Origin of the sequence: Sphingomonas flavescens (genome assembly GCF_030866745.1) — a bacterium.
GTDB classification, from domain to species: domain Bacteria; phylum Pseudomonadota; class Alphaproteobacteria; order Sphingomonadales; family Sphingomonadaceae; genus Sphingomicrobium; species Sphingomicrobium flavescens.
This window is the reverse complement of record NZ_CP133016.1, coordinates 2,109,891-2,127,408: the sequence shown is the minus strand read 5'-3', so window position 1 is coordinate 2,127,408 and position 17,518 is coordinate 2,109,891. Positions and strand designations below refer to the sequence as shown.

The 17,518-nt window shown below is 63.9% G+C and carries 11 protein-coding genes; 6 read left to right on the top strand and 5 right to left on the bottom strand.

Annotated elements, in window-relative coordinates:
* The first annotated feature begins 33 nt into the window (after positions 1–33).
* The gene (locus QU596_RS10915; RefSeq protein WP_420030918.1) at positions 34–1,050 is read left to right on the top strand and encodes a LacI family DNA-binding transcriptional regulator; all 1,017 of its coding nucleotides are present in this window, start codon (positions 34–36) and stop codon (positions 1,048–1,050) included.
* Here the strand turns inward: QU596_RS10915 and QU596_RS10910 are convergent.
* Positions 1,047–2,366 (bottom strand): sugar MFS transporter, encoded by a 1,320-nt coding sequence (locus QU596_RS10910; protein ID WP_308517990.1) that lies wholly within the window; start codon positions 2,364–2,366, stop codon positions 1,047–1,049. The genes QU596_RS10915 and QU596_RS10910 overlap by 4 nt on opposite strands.
* 168 nt (positions 2,367–2,534) lie before the next feature.
* Between QU596_RS10910 and QU596_RS10905 the strand changes: the two genes are divergently transcribed.
* From QU596_RS10905 to QU596_RS10895, 3 genes are read left to right on the top strand one after another with little or no spacing between them, the layout of a single operon-like run.
* Positions 2,535–4,043 (top strand): MFS transporter, encoded by a 1,509-nt coding sequence (locus QU596_RS10905; protein WP_308515538.1) that lies wholly within the window; start codon positions 2,535–2,537, stop codon positions 4,041–4,043.
* Positions 4,036–5,622 carry an MFS transporter gene (locus tag QU596_RS10900; protein ID WP_308515537.1) on the top strand — a complete coding sequence of 529 codons (1,587 nt, stop codon included), beginning with the start codon at positions 4,036–4,038 and terminating at the stop codon, positions 5,620–5,622. The genes QU596_RS10905 and QU596_RS10900 overlap by 8 nt, the downstream gene beginning before the upstream one ends.
* Positions 5,623–5,629: 7 nt before the next feature.
* Complete coding sequence (locus tag QU596_RS10895; protein WP_308515536.1) at positions 5,630–6,949, top strand: MFS transporter; 1,320 nt, start codon at positions 5,630–5,632, stop codon at positions 6,947–6,949.
* Here QU596_RS10895 and QU596_RS10890 read toward each other — a convergent pair.
* Positions 6,946–9,234: a glycoside hydrolase family 3 N-terminal domain-containing protein gene (locus tag QU596_RS10890; protein WP_308517989.1), complete on the bottom strand. Its 2,289-nt coding sequence runs from the start codon at positions 9,232–9,234 to the stop codon at positions 6,946–6,948. The two genes, QU596_RS10895 and QU596_RS10890, sit on opposite strands and share 4 nt — an antisense overlap.
* A 129-nt stretch (positions 9,235–9,363) precedes the next feature.
* On the opposite strand from QU596_RS10890, the gene QU596_RS10885 reads away from it, so the two are divergent.
* Positions 9,364–10,383: a LacI family DNA-binding transcriptional regulator gene (locus QU596_RS10885; protein ID WP_308515535.1), complete on the top strand. Its 1,020-nt coding sequence runs from the start codon at positions 9,364–9,366 to the stop codon at positions 10,381–10,383.
* Complete coding sequence (locus QU596_RS10880; RefSeq protein ID WP_308515534.1) at positions 10,380–11,804, top strand: glucoamylase family protein; 1,425 nt, start codon at positions 10,380–10,382, stop codon at positions 11,802–11,804. The genes QU596_RS10885 and QU596_RS10880 overlap by 4 nt, the downstream gene beginning before the upstream one ends.
* On the opposite strand, the gene QU596_RS10875 is transcribed toward QU596_RS10880, so the two are convergent.
* From QU596_RS10875 to QU596_RS10865, 3 genes are all read right to left on the bottom strand, one after another.
* Positions 11,801–13,618, bottom strand: a complete 1,818-nt coding sequence (locus QU596_RS10875; RefSeq protein WP_308515533.1) for a family 43 glycosylhydrolase — start codon at positions 13,616–13,618, stop codon at positions 11,801–11,803. The two genes, QU596_RS10880 and QU596_RS10875, sit on opposite strands and share 4 nt — an antisense overlap.
* Positions 13,619–13,627: 9 nt before the next feature.
* Positions 13,628–14,311 carry a DUF6445 family protein gene (locus QU596_RS10870; protein ID WP_308515532.1) on the bottom strand — a complete coding sequence of 228 codons (684 nt, stop codon included), beginning with the start codon at positions 14,309–14,311 and terminating at the stop codon, positions 13,628–13,630.
* Positions 14,312–14,372: 61 nt separating this feature from the next.
* Positions 14,373–17,411 (bottom strand): TonB-dependent receptor, encoded by a 3,039-nt coding sequence (locus QU596_RS10865; RefSeq protein WP_308515531.1) that lies wholly within the window; start codon positions 17,409–17,411, stop codon positions 14,373–14,375.
* Between the last annotated feature and the right edge of the window lie 107 nt (positions 17,412–17,518).

The following is a 17,518-nucleotide window of genomic DNA, read 5'->3' as shown; positions in this document are numbered from 1 at the left end:
ATACATACGTATTCAGCGCGCTAAACATCCGTATTGATGACGCAGAGGCGGCCGACCTCCTTCGACATTGCAGCGCTTGCCGGCGTGTCACAGCCGACGGTGTCGCGCGCTTTGTCCGGAAACCCCTCGGTCAGCGAAGCGACCCGCCGGCGGGTTCTCGAAGCCGCCGAGCAGCTGCATTACAAGGTCGACAAGAATGCGTCGGGCCTCCGCCGCCAGCATTCCAATACGCTGGCGCTGCTGTTCTTCGAGGAGCGCGCGGACACAGCGCTGCTTAATCCCTTTTACCTGTCGCTCGTCGGGCCGATGGTGCGGCGGTGCACCCAACACGGTTACGACCTGCTGATCTCGATCCAGCAGCTCTCATCCGACTGGCACCTCGACTATGAGGATAGCCGCAAGGCCGATGGCATCATCCTGCTCGGCTACGGCGACTATCAGGATTACCGCCCTCGGCTCGAGCAGTTGGTGGCACGAGGCGCAAGGTTCGTACGCTGGGGCTCAGCCGGGGACGGCGCGCTTGGCACCACGGTGAGCTCCAACAATGAGCAAGGCGGGTTCGACGCGACGTCCCACCTGCTGCAACGCGGACGGCGGCGCATCGCGTTCATCGGTACGGCCGGGCCAGGCTTCCCCGAAGTGCATGAACGCTGGATGGGCTATTGCCGGGCGTTGCAGGCGGCAGGGATTGCGGTTGATCCCGAGCTACGCGCCGATGCCGCGCCGAGCGAAGCCGATGGTCGTGCTGCAGCAGAGCGCCTGATCGCGAGCGGTGCAGACTTTGATGCGATTTTCGCCGCCAGCGACGTCGCCGCGATTGGCGCCATGCACGCGCTTCAGCAGGCCGGCCGCAGCGTACCCGAAACCGCGATAGTCGGGTTTGATGACATCGCCTCCGCGAGTCTGGCCAGTCCGCCATTGACGACGATCGCGCAGGATCCCCGCGCCGCCGCGGAAGCGCTGGTAGATTGCCTGATCGAAGCGATTCAGACCGGCTGTGCGGCCGACCGAATGCTGCCGGTCAACCTGGTCGTTCGCGGCTCCAGCTAGGAGGCCAGGGCCGGCATCACCGGGCCTTCCGCAGGTCGGCGGGCGTAGATGCCGAATGCCGCGATGATCGCGTAGCAAATCGCTGGCAGCAGAAGCGAGAAGTGCAGACTGCCCGACTTGTCGGCGAGGAAGCCGGTCGCCAGCGGCACGACGGCGCCGCCGAAGATCGCGATGTTGATGATACCCGACCCATCGGCCGCGCGCGGTCCCAGTTTCTCGCAGGCCAAGCTGAAGATCGTCGGAAACATGATCGAGTTCATCAGGCCGATGGCGAGCAGGCTGTAGGCCGAGGTGGTACCGACCGTGTTCGCGGAAATGGCGATCAGCGCGATCGCGCCGCATGCAACGGTCGCCAGGATCTTGCCCGGGCTCATCACGCGCAGGAAATACGAGCCGATGAAGCGGCCGACCATCGCGCCGCCCCAATAATACATGATCATCTTGCCAGCGGCGGCGTCAGTGATGCCGAGCACGTCCTTCTGCATCAGGTAATTGACGATCAGCGAGCCGATCGAAACCTCGGCGCCGACATAAAGGAAGATGCACAACGCGCCCCAGCCGAAGCGGGTGCGCTTGAGCAGCGAGAATCCTGCGAGCGGAGAACTGTGGTCGTGCTTTTCGCCAGGAAGCTTGTTGCGGAACAGCCAGACAGCGCCGGCGATCACGGCGAGCGCGACGGCAAGGCCGATGTAGGTGCTCACGATCGCGCGCGTTTCGTCGGTGCGATATTGATCAAGCGCAGCGCCGGACAGCTGGGCCGCGCTCACGCCGGCAAGACCGCCGAGGATAAGTGCGGAGCCGACACGCGGGAAGATCGTGGTGCCGAGGCTGTTAAAGGCCTGCGCGAAGGTCAGGCGGCTGTGCACCGTCTTCGCCGGACCGAGCAGGCTGATCAGCGGGTTCGAGACGACCTGAACGATAACGACGCCGCTGGCGAGGACAAACAGGGCAAGCAGGAACAGGCCATAGGTTGCGGTCCGCGAGGCGGGGATGAAGAGCAGGCAGCCGACCATCATCGTCAGCAGGCCCGCGACCGCGCCGCGCATGTATCCGATCTTCTTGACCAGCTGCGCGCCCGGAATGCCGATCACCAGGTAGGCGGTAAAGAAGCAGAACTGCACCAGCATCGCCTGCGTGTAGTTGAGCGTGAACAGCTCTTTCAGCTTCGGGATGATGACATCGTTGAGGCTGGTGATGCCGCCGAAGATGAAGAACAGCGCGAACACGAAATAGCGCAGCTGGGGCGCGTCGATGCCGCCGTCGGGAAGCTCCAGCGGGCTCGAATTCGCTTCGCCTTCGCCCGTCGCGGTCGCCATTACCATCAGCCTGTCTCCCCAGTGGCAGTCACGCATGGCTATCGGCTTAAACAGCCGCCGTCACCCCCTTGATGGTACCGGTTGCATACGAATGCATGGCGTTGTCATCCTCCCGCGCCTCTGCCAGCACTGCTGTTGAGACGGGCTCAAAGCTCGTGGGGAGAGACAATGGCGGCAGTCGAAAAGCCACGGCAGAGCCTTGCGGGCCTGTGGAACATCTCGTTCGGGTTCTTCGGAATCCAGATCGGCTTCGCGCTGCAGAACTCGAACATGAGCCGCATCTTCCAAACGCTCGGCTCGTCGCTCGACGATTTGCCCGCATTATGGGTCGCGGCGCCGCTTACGGGACTGCTGGTTCAGCCGATCATCGGCCACATGAGCGACCGCACCTGGCTTGGCCGGTTCGGTCGGCGGCGACCTTACTTCCTCGCCGGCGCGATCCTTGCGGCGATCGCGCTGCTCCTGATGCCGGAAAGCAAGGCGCTATTGATGGCGGCGCTGCTGCTGTGGATGCTCGACGCCAGCCTTAATATTTCGATGGAGCCGTTCCGCGCCTTCGTCGGCGATATGCTCCCGCGCGATCAGCATACGGCGGGCTATGCCGTGCAAACGGCCTTCATCGGTGCGGGCGCGGTGATCGGGTCGATCTTCCCCTACCTGCTGGACCACTTCGGCGTCGCCAATGATGCGCCCGCCGGCATGATCCCGGACACTGTCCGATACAGCTTCTGGGCCGGCGGCATCGCCTTGTTCGCGGCGGTCATGTGGACCGTCCTCTCCACCCGCGAATATGCGCCGGACGAGATGACCGCTTTCGGCGAGGCTGAGGAAGCGCAAGGCAGTGACGAGTTGACGATCCGTGCCTTGGCAGCGCGAACCTACACCGCCAGTTTCGCGTGGATTGCGGCTGGCGCTGCCGTCGCGTTCGTCACCGAGCAGTTCGCCCTGCAAAAGGAAGTCTATCTGCTCGGCGGATTGCTGATTGCTTACGGGATCGCCTCGATCGCGGCCATTCGCCTGGCAAAGGCGGGGCGGTCGTCGAACATGCTGGCGAACATCGTCGGCGACTTCGCGGGGATGCCAACGATCATGAAGCGTCTCGCGCTGGTCCAGTTCTTCAGCTGGTCCGCGCTTTTCATAATGTGGATCAACACGACGCCGGTGGTCGCGCGCAATTTCTACCAGTCGCCCGACCCGGCCAGCGCGGGCTTCCAGGAAGCGGGCAATTGGGTCGGCGTGCTGTTCGCCGTCTACAACGGCGTTGCCGCGGTCGCCGCCATCGCGATCCTGCCCGCGCTTGCACGATCGATCGGAAAGGTGCGCACGCACATGATCTGTCTGCTCGCCGGCGCCGCGGGCTATGCGAGCTTCCTATTCATTCGCGATCCCAAGCTGTTGCTGATCTCGGAGATTGGCGTCGGCATCGCCTGGGCGTCGATCCTCGCCATGCCTTATTCGATCCTCGCCAGCAGCCTGCCGCAGCGGAAGCTCGGTATCTACATGGGGCTGTTCAACGTCTTCATCGTCATCCCGCAATTGCTGGTCGCGACGGTCATGGGTTCGATCATGGCGGCCTTTTTCCCGGACCAGCCGATCTGGACGATGCTGGCGGCCGCGCTAGTCATGGCGATCGCAGCGCTCGCGATGCTGCGCGTTCAGCCGGAGCATCATGACTAGCAGTTCGACTTTAGACGACCGCAGCAGCATTTGGGCGTTCATCGGCGGCGTAATCCTCGTGACGATCGGCGTGGTTCTGCACCTGCCGATGTTCATGATGGGCCGGTCAATGGGATTCCGACTGGCCGGGATGCCGATGGACACGGCCATGCTGTTCGGCATGGCCGCCATCGTCGGCGGGATTGCGATTGCCGCTTACGGCCTGCTGCCGCGCAATGTCGCCAGCCAACTGGCCGCGGCGCAGGACATCAGCGTATCGCCGCCAGAGGATGCGCCGCTGACCCGCGCGCACTGGGCGCTGCTGACGATCCTCGTGCTTGCGCTGGTCATCGACATCATGAAGCCCGCCAGCCTCGGCTTCACAATCCCAGGGATGATCGACGAGTATCGGGAGTCCAAAGCGGTCGTCTCGCTCGTACCATTCTCGGCGCTGACCGGCACGGTCGTCGGATCGATCTTATGGGGCGTGATTGCCGACATCTATGGCCGCAAGGCATCGATCCTGCTGTCCGCCGTGATGTTCGTCGGCACCTCGATCTGCGGCGCGATGCCGTCGTTGTGGTGGAACGTCGGCATGTGCTTCATGATGGGCGCTGCCGCCGGTGGGATGCTGCCGGTGACCTATGCGCTGCTCGCGGAAATGATGCCGAGCAGGCATCGCGGCTGGGCATTGGTGCTGGTTGGCGGCCTGGGTGCCGTTGGCGGTTATTTCGCGGCGAGCGGGTCGTCGGCGCTGCTTCAGCCGGTGTTCGGCTGGCGCATCCTGTGGCTGCTGAACCTGCCAACGGGCTTGTCGCTGGTACTGCTCGGCGCCTTCATTCCAGAATCGGCGAAGTTCCTACTGGCGCGCGGCCGTCGGGCCGAAGCGCAGGCGGTAATGCAGCGCTTCGGTGCAAGCGCGCACAAGGCTCCCACCGCGAAAATGTCCGACGAGCGCAAGCCGCAAACCGCATCGCTCTCCGGCGGTGCGTTCACTAGCAAGCTCATCGCGCTCAGCCTTGCTGCGATCGCCTATGGATTGATCAATTTCGGCCTCCTTTTGTGGCTTCCCGCCGATCTCGTCGCGAAAGGGCACAGCGTTGCTTCGACCAGCAAGCTGCTCGCCGAATCCGCGCTGATCGCCTTTCCCACGATCTTCGTCGCCGCCTGGGCGTACAGCCGCTGGAGTGCGAAATGGTCGGTGGTGGGATCGATCGTCATCACCATCATCGGGCTGATCGGCGTCCTGCGCCTCGAACTCGCGGGCGACGGCAGCCCGGTGTTGCCCGTCGCGGTGCTGATCGTCGGCACCAACGCGCTAATCGCCATGCTGCTGCCCTATACGGCCGAGAGTTTCCCGCTGCGGATCCGTGGACGCACGACGGGTACGGTCGCGGCGTGCAGCAAGGCGGGCGGAATGCTGGCGCAGTTCCTCGCAATCCTCGCCCTGGTACCACCGCTGGCCATCGTCGCCGTGCTGATCACGGCTCCGACAATCGCCGCCGCGGCACTGGTTGCGATCTTTGGCAAGGAAACCCGCGGCCGCGATCTGCGCGATCTCGATCCGGACGGGCACACGTTCGCCGCTACGGGCATGTGAGACGCAGGTGACTCTTCCGGACGCAGCCGGAGCCCGGCCATCGAAGGCGGGGCTGGTCCTGTTCGCCTTCGGCGACTTCGCCTTCAATCTCTACTGGCAGAGCGTCATGCTCTTCCTCCTGTTCTATTACACGGACGGCATCGAGCTGCCGATCGCGGTCGCGGCGACCATCTACATGATCGCCTCGGTGTGGGACGGGTTCGCCAATTTTTTGGCGGGCATCCTGGTCGACCGCTGGCAATCGCGAATCCGCTTCGGCGCGCTGCTCACTGTCGGCGCGGTCCCGCTCGGGCTGACCTTCATCCTGACCTACGCCCCGCCCGTACGCGGCGCGTTAGGCATCGCGGGCGTGCTGATCGCGCATATGTTATTCCGCACCGCCTATGCCGCCGTGAATGTCGCCTATCTGGCGATGACCGCACGCATCTCACCGTTCACCAATGATCGCAGTCTTGTCGCCGGACTGCGCATGTTGTTCGGGACGGCGGCCGCAGCGTTCGTTGCCGTCGGCACCATCCCGATCGGCCATCGCCTGCTGGGTGGTTCCCCGGCACGAGCTTACCTCGGCGCCGCAATCATCTTCGCTATAGCCGGTTCGGTGATCCTGGTCCTCGTCGGGACCCGCTATCGCGAGCACATCGAGGGCGACCGACCCTTGCCCTCAGGGGTCATGGCGGCACTCGCCAGCCTGGCGCGCAATCGCGCGTTTCTGAGCCTCAACCTCGCGATGATGGCGATGATCGTGGCGGTCACCGTGCTGGGTAAATCCGTGCTCTATTACTTCAAGTATCTGCTCAATGATCCCGAGGCAGGGCAGCTCGCGCTCGCTTCAATGGCACTGGTCAGTGGCGTCGCGATTCCCGCCTGGATGCTGCTCGGCCGGTGGATCGGATTACGCACGCTGTGGCTGCTCGCCGCGGGCCTCGGGATCGCCGGTCTCAGCTTCTTCGCCACCGTGGATATTCGGGGTCCGGGCAGCATGCAGTTCTTCCTGGTTTGCATGCAGGTGGTGATTGTGGGCCTGCATTTCTCCTTCTGGGCGATGCTGCCGAACACGATCGAATACGGCGCGAAGGAGACCGGCTTGCATGTCGAAGCAACGGTGTTTGGCGTCGCGTCATTGTTGCAACGGATCGCGATCGGGATCGCCACCGCGATATTGGGCTGGAGTTTCGCGTCCTCAGGCTATGTCGCAAACGTCCACCAGACCGCCGATACCTTGTCCGGAATGCGCGCGACGACGGCGCTGGTGCCGTTGTTCTTCCTGCTGCTGTCCAGCGCCGCGATGCTTTTCAATCCGATCGGGCGCGAGAAACAGGCGCGCTAGGCGGTTAGCTCGAATTGCCCATGAACGCCGTCGCTCTCCGCCGACGGTGCGATCCACACGTCGAACGCGCCGGGCTCCGTCGTCCATTTGTTGTCGCGGCCAACGAACGCGAGGTCCGCTGCACGCAACGTGAAGCGCACCGTTTCGGATTGACCCGGCGCAAGGGTGATCTTCCTGAACGCCTTTAGCTCGCGCACCGGACGCGTGATGCTGGCCGTTCGCTGATGGGTGTAGAGCTGAACCACTTCCTCGGCCGCATATTTGCCGCGGTTGGTGATCGTCGCGCTGACGCTGATCTCGCCGTTGCGCGGGAACGCCTGAGCGCTGAGCGCCAGCCCGGCATAGTCGATCTTGCCGTAGGTCAGGCCGTGGCCAAACGGGTAGAGGGCCGCGTTTGGGATGCCGCGGAAGTGGGCCTTGTAGGGCTCCAGCGTTTTGCCCGGGTTGGGCCGGCCGGTCGGCTTGTGCGCGTAGTAGTAAGGCTGCTGGCCGGACCGTAACGGGAAACTCGCCGGAAGCCGTCCCGACGGGCTGTAGGCGCCGAACAGGACGTCGGCGATCGAGTTGCCGGTCTCCGTGCCGAGGAACCAGGTAGCGAGGATGGCCTGTGCGTTCGCGACTGCGCCTTCAATCGCGAGGGCGCGGCCGTGCTTGAGGATAACGACGATGGGTTTGCCCGTCGCGGCGACGGCTTCGGCGAGCGCCTGCTGCGGCGCGGGAACGACGATTTCCGTACGCGATTGCGCTTCGCCGGACATGCCCTGCGATTCGCCGATGGCGAGCAGGACGACGTCGGCCTGACGCGCCGCGGTTACGGCAGCCTCAATGCCGCCGGCCAGCGGCTCTTCGACGTTCGAGCCTTGCGCGATCAGCAGCGAATTTTTGTCGGCGATCGCATTGCGGACGCCCGTCGCGAGGTCGACCGATTTTGCGTCGTCGCCATAGACAACCCAAGGGCCGACGAGGTCGTGGAGGCCGCTGGCGAACGGGCCGATGATCGCGATTCGCTTGCCCGAGCGCGGCAGCGGCAACAGGTCGCCGTCGTTCTTGAGCAGCACGATCGACTTGCGACCGGATTCGCGGGCGAGCGCGCGCGTTTTCGGCAGCATGGAGCGGGCGCTTTCGCGCTTCACGTCGATGCGGCGGAAAGGATCGTCAAACAGGCCGAGCATGGCCTTTAGCGCAAGCACACGGCGGACCGATTGATCGAGCTGCGCCTGCGGCACCGCACCGCCGCGGACAAGCTCAGGCAGATATTTGCGGTAGAGGCCGCTGGTCATGCTCATGTCGACGCCCGCGAGGAACGCGATGCGCGCGGCGTCGCGGCCGTCCTTGGCGAAACCGCCGGCGATCATTTCCTCGTCGCCGGTGTAGTCGGAGACGACGAAGCCCTTGAAGCCCCACTCGCCGCGCAAAACCTCGGTCTGCAACCAGTGATTTCCGGTCGCCGGAACGCCCGAGAGCTCATTGAAGGACGCCATCACCGACAGGGCGCCCGCATCGACGCCAGCCTTGTACGGTTGCAGGTAGATTTCGCGCAGCGTGCGCTCGGAAACGTCGACGACATTGTAGTCGAGACCGGATTCCGCGCCACCATAGGCCGCGAAATGCTTGATGCACGACAGGACGCGCTCGGTCGACTTGAGGTCGGTGCCCTGGAAGCCGTGCACGCGCGCCGCGGCGAAAATCTTGCCAAGCAGCACGTCTTCGCCGCCACCCTCGACACCACGGCCCCAGCGCTGGTCGCGGGCGATGTCGACCATCGGCGAAAAGGTCCAGTCGATGCCCGCGCCGGCGGCTTCGAAGGCCGCGGCCTCGGCGGTGCGGCGCGCGAGGTCAGGCTCGAAGCTTGCCACTTCGGCAAGCGGCACGGGGAAGATCGTGCGGTGGCCGTGAATGACGTCGGCCGCGAAGATAAGTGGGATCTTCAGGCGCGACTCGCGCACCGCCGCCGTCTGCAGGATCTTGGCCATGGTCGCGCCATTGCCGTTGAACACGCCGGTCAGCTGACCCCGACGCGCCTCCTCGACCTGTTGCTGGAAATTCGGACCGGCGCTGGCCGGGTTGAGTGAAAGAGCAGCGCCGCCGCCCCAGGCCGAAGGCATCAGGCTGAGCTGGCCCGCCTTTTCTTCCAGCGTCATCTGGCCGATCAGCCGCTCGACATTGGCCGGGACCGGAACTTCGCCAACCGCCTGCAACAGCGCGCGCGCCGGGCTCGCGACCCAAGCCATCACGGCGCCCGCGCCCATCAGGGCAGCCCGCCTGGATACGCGGATTTCGTCCATGAACTCTCCCTCCACCCGGTCCGGCACACCGACGCGGCCGGCACGCCATAGCAGCAACTCTCTCGCTTGACTGCTCATGTAACCGGTTACATGACGCGGTCTTCGCGATTTTGCAACGCTAACAAAGGCGTGACTTTGCTCGAAATTGCAGCACAACAATCCGCGATGCCGCAACCGACGATCCGGGATGTTGCCAGACGCGCGCAATTGTCCGTCGCCACGGTTTCCCGAGTCCTCAACGGGTTCGAAAATGTCAGCGAGCAAGCCAAGGAAAAGGTCAACGCCGCGGCGCGCGAACTGGGATACGTCCCGCACGCCGGCGCCCGCAGCCTGAGCCTTTCGCGCACCAATGCGCTCGGCGTCGTTTTACCGGCGCTCCACGGCGAATTCTTTTCCGAAGTCGTGCGCGGCATGGACGAGGTCGCCAGCGAGCACGGCTATTTCCTGCTGCTCACCAACATCCATCGCGATGCGCCGGGGAGCAACCAGGTGCTTAGGGCGATGCGCGGACGGGTCGACGGCCTGCTGCTGATGGCGCCGCATGTGCAGGACCAGGAACTGGTTGAGGCGTTGCCGCAAGGACTGCCAACCCTGCTGATCAACACCCGCGCCCCGTCGGCGCAGCGACCCGGCATCCACCTCGACAATGCAGCGGGCGCGGCGATGGTGGGCGAGCATTTCCTCAACCTCGGACGCCGCAAGCTGGTGCACATCACCGGGCCGACCGGGAACATCGACGCGCAGGAGCGCGCCGACGCCTTTGCTCGAGTCGTCGAAGGAGAGTCTGCGGCAACGCTCGAAATCGTCGAAGGGGATTTCTACGAAGAATCCGGCACGCGCGCGGTCGAGCAACTGCTGGCCCGCGGCGCCGAGTTCGACGCGATCTTCGCAGCCAACGACAATATGGCGATCGGCGCGATGCAGGCGCTGCAGGCCGCGGGCCGGCGCGTGCCCGAGGATGTGCTGGTCGCCGGCTTCGACGACATCCCGCAGGCGGCGCACCTTGGCCTGACGACCGTGCGCGTGCGCATTGCCGAATTGGGTGAGCGCGCGATCTCGCGGTTGCTTGCCGTGCTCGCCGGCGGCGATGACCAAGATAACGAGCTGCACAAACCCGAACTCGTCGTCAGGAGCACCACGCAAAAATGATCGGTCCGTTGCATCGCCGTGAGTTTCTGGGCGCGTCGGCTCTGGCGGCGGCCGCCGGAGCCGCGTTGCCGGCACCCGCTTTTGCAGCCAGCAGCCGAAGCCTGCCAGCATTCTACGGCGATATCGAACGACGTACCTTCAATTGGTTTTGGGATACGGCCAACCGCAAGAACGGCCTCGTCCCCGATCGCTGGCCGACGCCTTCCTTCTGCAGCATCGCGTCGGTCGGCTACGCCCTCCCCTGCTACGCCGTCGGCGTCGAGCGCGGCTGGTGCTCGCGCAGCGAAGCGCGCGATCTGACGCTGACGACGCTCCGCTTCTTCTGGAACGCGCCGCAGGGTCCGGCGCCGACCGGTACGACGGGGCACGCCGGCTTTTTTTACCACTTCATCGACATGGACACGGGCCTGCGGTTCCGCGACGTCGAACTGTCGAGCGTAGACACCACCATCCTGCTGATGGGCATCCTGTTCGCCGGCCAATATTACAGCGGCGCGCATCCCGCCGAACGCGAGATCCGCGAGCTTGCGCAAAAGATCTACGCGCGCGCCGACTGGAATCATTTCCGCTCCGACGGCCGCCGCGCGCTCTCCATGGGCTGGCACCCGGGGAGCGGGCTGATCGACCGTCACTGGGACGGCATGAACGAGGGGATGTTCATCTACATCCTCGCGCTCGGCGCGCCGCTGCATCCGGTCCCCGCAAACAGCTGGGGTGTGTGGACGGCATCCTACGAGCCGTTCTGGCGCGGCCACGGGCCGACGCACCGGATCGCGTTCGCGCCGCTGTTCGGACACCAGTACAGCCACATCTGGATCGACTTCCGCGGTATCCGCGACCGTGTAATGCGCGAGGCGGGATTCGATTATTTCGAGAACAGCCGCCGTGCGACTTACGCCAACCGTGCCTATTGCATTGCCAACCCGATGCGTTGGGACGGCTATTCGAAGGACATCTGGGGCCTCACGGCCTGTGATGGTCCGGGCTCATTCCAGGCGGAGGTGAAGGACGGCATTCGCGAGTTCTTCGGATATTCAGCCCGCGGGCCGATGACCGAACCGGATGGCCGCGACGACGGCACGATCGCGCCGACGGCCGCATTAGGATCATTACCGTTCGCGTCCGAGATCTGCATTCCCGCGGCGGCTGCGATGATGAAGTGGCCGGGCCTGTACCAAAAGTACGGCTTCCTCGACTCGTTCAACCCGACGTTCCGGAACATCAAAGTGAAGGTCGAAACCGGGACGGTCGATCCGCAGACCGGCTGGGTGGCGAAGGATTATCTCGGCATCGACCAGGGGCCGATCTTGCTGCAGGCCGCGAATTACCGCGACGATTTCGTGTGGCGGACGATGCGGCAGGTGCCCGCGATCCGCAGGGGGCTGAAGCTCGCCGGGTTCACCGGCGGCTGGCTCGCCTAGCGGACCGGGACGACGCCGCTGAGCTTCGAAACGCCGCTTTCATTGAAGGCTTCGACCGCGACCCAATAAGGCACGCCCTTGTTGAGCGACCGCAATTCCTTCGAGAGGCTGGGCTCTGCGCCGAGCTCGTCCGCCCACAACTGGTGCGTCAGCGTCAGTCGGTCGGGCCGGATACCGAAGCGGATATTGTAACCGACGGCGCCGGGCACGCGGGTCCAGCGGATGGTCGCATCGCGTTCGTCCGCGTGGCGTTGCGCAACGAGGCCGCCGGGTTGGGCAGGCAGCGGGCCGTCGGCATTACCGAACACGCGAATGTCGCTGATCGCCAGATTGGCCGCGCCGACGTGGCCGTGCACGTAACGGATGAAACGAGCCCGCACCGGTTGGCGCAATTCGAAATAGGCGTTGGGCCGATCGCGCCGCGGAGCTTCGGTGCGCGCGACTTCCTGCCAAGTCCTGCCGTCGTTCGACGCCTGCATGACAAAGTCAGTGTAAATGTCCGCGGCATCCGCGAAGCGGCCGGATTGATAATCCGCGAAATTGACCTGCAGCGCGCGGACGGTCTGCGGCGCGCCGAGGTCCAGCGTCAGCGTCACGCCGGGCTTGTTCTCCGCCGCGACCCAAAAGGTGCGCGGATCTTCGTCGGTGACCGCCGCCGTTCCCCAGCCGGCTTTCGTCGAGGAAGCGACGACCGGCTTGCGGTAGGACAACACCATCCAGCCGGTGAACAGTTTGTCGGGGTCGTCGAACCGCGATGACGGCGCGTAATGCGGAAAATCGCCGAACCGCGTGGACACCGCCATTTGTCCGTCGGGATAGAATTTGGCGGGGTGCAGGACGATCCGCCGTTCCATTCCCCAGTTGTAGCCGATCCAGCTGGTGCCCGTGTTCCACCAATTGCCGGCATTGTCCTGAAAGGTGGAGCCGTGACCCGCGCCCTCGGCAAATCCGCCGGGGCGATAAGCGACCGGGTTATAGGGGGCGTAGGTGAAGGGACCGAGCGGCTTCTCGCCGACGTACACGCCGTTGCCGTACACGTTGAACTCGGTGCCCGGCGCGCCGTACTGGAGATAGTAGCGACCGCCATGCTTCGTCATCCAGGCGCCTTCCATGTAGGACGGGCTTGGCTTTCCGGGCTGCCAGCAGGCGCAATGGTCCTGCCCGAAGCGCTCCCACCCGTGCAGGTCCGGATGCAGGCGAAGCATCGGCTCGGCGTGGGTTTCGTAGGTCATCTTGCCGTCGGCGAATGCGATCCGCTGACCGAACATCGGATAGACGTTCGACGAGCCCCAGTAGAGATACCAGCGGCCGTCATCGTCCTTGAACAGGCCGGGGTCCCACGGACCGGTCGGGATCTCGCCCGGCTTCATCAGTTCAGGATCCTTGTTCACAGTGCCCGGATTGTCCGGCATCTTGCGGACCCAGAAGTCCAGCTTGCCAGTGTCGGGCGCGGTGGAAGACAGGATAGCGCCGGGCTCCATCATCGAGGGTTCGAGGATGATGCGCTCGCCGTCCGACCAGGCGGCGGGTGCGACGATGCTCTGCATCGGCCAGCGCGACGGCGTGACGAATTGCCAGTTGATGAGATCGGTCGAGCGCCAATAGCCGTCGGCCAGCGTCATGAAGAGGTAATAGGTACCACGGTGATTGACGACGGCTGGATCGGCGCCGGTGCGGTAGGACACGCCGTTGTTGATCTGCTCAAAATTGTAGCGGTAATCGACGTCGACGGGATTGGCGTAGGTGCGCTGCTGCGCGGGGGCAGCTGCTGAAATCAGCGCTGACGAGACGAGCAGGAGGACCGGGCTGCGCATATTGTTCTCCTATCGTCCAAGCAGGAAGAAATTAGCCGTGAGGCGGCCCCGTTGCGGATCGGCGCTGAAGTTCATGCCCGCGGGAATGATACCCGAATGAAGCAGGCCGCCTTGGTAGATCAACAGGCGATCCGGGATCGCCTCGAATGCCGCGATCTGTTCGAAAAATCGATCCGAACTGTTGATGTAGCCCGACCCCGCTTTGAGCTGAGCGGCATCACGCTCAGCCGCGGTGACGAATTGCGCGATGTTACGCTCGGTTACGCGTTCGATGCCGGTCGCCCGCTGCCGATAGAATGCGGTCCCCGAACCGGTGGGAACGCGCAGATAGTGAAGCATGGCGAAATGCTTCGGATCAGGCGAATCGAAATGCGGCGCTCGTTGTGGAGACGAAAGGTCGGCGGGATCGGTCGTCACGATTGAGAAGCTCGCTTCGAGCAGCTTGAACTTGTCGATATCGAAGGCGCCGGCGATGAATTGCCCAGCCTCGCCGCAACTCTTCTCCACGTAGTCGTTCGCGCGGTCCGCCGCGGTGATTACCCGCCGCACGCCGGGATAATAGCTGCCCGCGATTTCGGGATAGGGCGCCAGCGCGTCGGCGAGGTTGAGAATCTCGTCGAGCCGGCCGCTGAATCCGTCAATGACAACGACGGGTGCCTGCTCGTTTCCGATTCGATGGAGCGCGGGCCTCACGCCATCTCCTATCATGAAAAGAGGGAGGCGTTTCCGCCTCCCTCTCCACGTCTTCGGACGCTTAGAACTTGTACTTGAGGCCCACCTGGAACTCGCGTTGATCGTTGCCGACCTGACTGTTTTCCTTGAGCGGCGGATTGTCGCCCGCGCCGGCACCCCAGGCCGAATAATTGCGGTTGAGCCAGTTGAAGACGTTGAACGCGGCGAAGTCGATCGTCGCTTCGTGGCCCCACGGCATCTTGAAGGTCTTGGCGACACGCAGGTCGAGCCGCTTGTAGCCGATGTCCTTCTTGGGGAAGTAGACGCCGCCGAAGTTGGCGTAGCAGCAGGCGCCATCCGGCGGCTGAATGCTGCTGTTCCACGGCGCCAGCAGTTTGCCGAAAGACGGACCGGAGGTCAGCGTAAGCAGGCCCGACAGCGTGAAACCGTAAGGAGCCCGGAAGGTCGCTGAGGTAACCGACCGCCACTTCTCCGTACCGTTGACCCGATTCCAGCCGTAGCTGTCGAGGAACGGGCCGTTGTAGAACTCGTCGCTGTTGAGTTCCTGGGCAACATTGCTGCGGCCATTCGACACCGTGAGCGCCTGCGTGAAGCCCCAGGTGGCGCGGTCGGTGAACGGCTTTTCGATCTTCACGTAGATTGCGTCGTACCGCGCACGACCATTGTCCGCGCCGCGGTTCAACTTGCCCGAGAAACCGGCAAGCTGCCCGTTCTGCGCGGGGCAGGCGGCGTAGTTCGTGCCCGGCGTGAAGTCCTGGATCCACTGAATACCGCCATCGGTGCAACCGATTACCGCGCCCGTGGAATTCGTTGTCAGCCGCCGCGAATACCAGCCGTTCGAGTAGAAATTCGCCCGCTCGAACATGAAGATGTGGTGCGATTCAATGTGGCTGTAGGTCAGCTCGGCCGTGATGTCGCCGAACCGCTTGCGGACGCCGATGTCGAACTGATCCGAATATGGGCTCCGGAGCTTGTTCGGCAAGACGAAGACATCGCCGCCCGAGCCGTTCTGGGAGGCAGCCAGCGTACGAAGCGCCGCCGGATCGCGAAGCGCCGAAGTGAAGCGTGCGCAATTGGCCGCATCGACGCCCGTGCCAGTGCCCTGGCTGGCGCCGCCGTTCGGGCAGAAGAACACGGTGCGGATGTTGTTCGAATTGGTGAGCGTTTCGATCACCCCTTCGATGAACAGCGGCCGATCGTAGTAACGGCCAGCGCCGCCGAACAGGATCAAGTCGCGGTCACCGTGCACGTCGTACGAGACGCCGAGACGCGGCTGGAACCGCTTCCAATCCGCCTTCCGGTTGTTGCCCGTGGAGATGTAATCGTTCGGGTCGATGCCGCGCGCCTGCCAACCCTGATAGTTGCGGAGCGCGGTCGCGATCGCCGTCGGGGTCACATACTTGTTGTTGTGATCGTTGGTCTCGTAATCCCAACGGATGCCGGCGTTGACCGTCCAGCGGTCATCGGGCTTCCATTCGTCCTGCACATACAGGCCCATTTGCGTATTCTTGGCATTGAGCGTCGGCGACGGCTGGACATTGATGCGCGCGCCATAGGGCTGGTTGGTCGCGGGATCAAACGTGCCGGACGGCCCCGGATTGGGATAGTAATAACGACCGTCGAAGGCATTCGCGACCGTGCGCGAGAGACTCATGAAATTCAGCAGCCCGCCAAACTTCACAGTGTTGGTGCCGAGGCGAAGCGTCGAATCGTTCTTCAGCGTGATGTAGCGCTGCTTGTCGCCTTGCTCGAAGAAGTGGGCGCCCGTCAGGATACCTTCGGAAAAGTCCGTGCCCGTTCCGTTGGAAAGCACGAATTCAGGACCCGTCGTGACCCGCGGAGTGGATTGCTCGCCCTTGTCCCATGCGGCGTTGAACTGATTGTAGAAATTGCCCTGGGTGTGCGTCCACTGGAACTGACCGCGCGTCTGGCGGGTCAGAATGTGACGCCCGTGGCTCTCCGTCGCGTTGCCGGCAATGTCGGTCAAATTGCTTTCACGACGCACGTACCCAATCAGGTTGAACGTGTCGGACGGCGACATGTAGTAGGTCAGCTTGCCGAAATAGAGACCTTGGTGGAAGTCGCCGTTGTGGGAGACGTTCACCTGGCTGACCAGCGCTGATGGGAAGATCGGCAGGACGTTGCCGGTCGAACTCGGCAGCTTCTGCGAGAGACCTTCAGCCGCTAGATAGAAATGCAGCTTGCCCGGGATGATCGGCCCGCCGATTTCGCCGCCGAATTGCTTCCGGTCATACGGCGGCTTCTTCAGGCCGGCCTTCTTGTCGAAATACGGCTGTTCGATGAAGCTCTTCGGCTGCCATTGGATGAAGGCCGAGCCATGGATCTTGTTGCCGCCGGTCTTGGTGATGGCGGAAATCACCGCCGAACCGGCCTGACCGGTTTCGGCGCCGAAGTTCTGCGTCTGGATTTGATATTCCTGAATGGCGACCTGCGGGAACGGGTTGCCGAGACCGAAATTCTGCCCAAACACACCACCGTGGTTGATGGGGTTCTTGAAGCTCATCCCGTCGAGCAGGACGTTGGTATTCGATGACGACAGCGCGCCGGCTTGCAGCTGCGCATTGCCGCCGCGAGTCACCGCGACGCCTGGTGCCAGGTCGGCGAAGCTCAGGAAGTTGCGCTGGTTCTGCGGCAGGTTTTCAATCTGCGCGGTCGTGATGTTTGTCGCGACGGTCTGCGCCTGGGTCGGCTGCGCGGTTCGCCGGCCGGTAACGACAATGCGCCCCCCAGCGGTGGCGGCAGCGGCCGCGGCCGGTGTGCCGAAATCGAGCGTGACGGTCTGACCGACGAGCAGCGTCGTCGACTGCGCATCCTTGCCCGCCACCGCGACCGAGTAGGTCGACGGACGCAGCCCGAGAATGGTGTAATTTCCCTGCGCGTCGACGGTGCCGACGCCCTTCTGGCCGGTTAGCTGGTCAGTCGCGACAACCTGTGCGCCGGCAGCCGCGCCTTCGACGTGGCCCTGAAGACTAGCGGTTTGTTCTTGCGCGCTCGCGGGCGTTGCGAAGCCCATGGCGGCGGCGATGGCGATGATTGAAATGCCAGATGTGAGCTGGCGCCGGTTAGAAGTCGTGTTCACCTGGGTCCCCTCTCCCGAGATTCGGTGATGTAACCGGTTACACAAAAGCCCGAGCCCTCGCTAACCGAAGGCCGGATAAATGCCGCGCACGCAGGCCGAGTCAATCC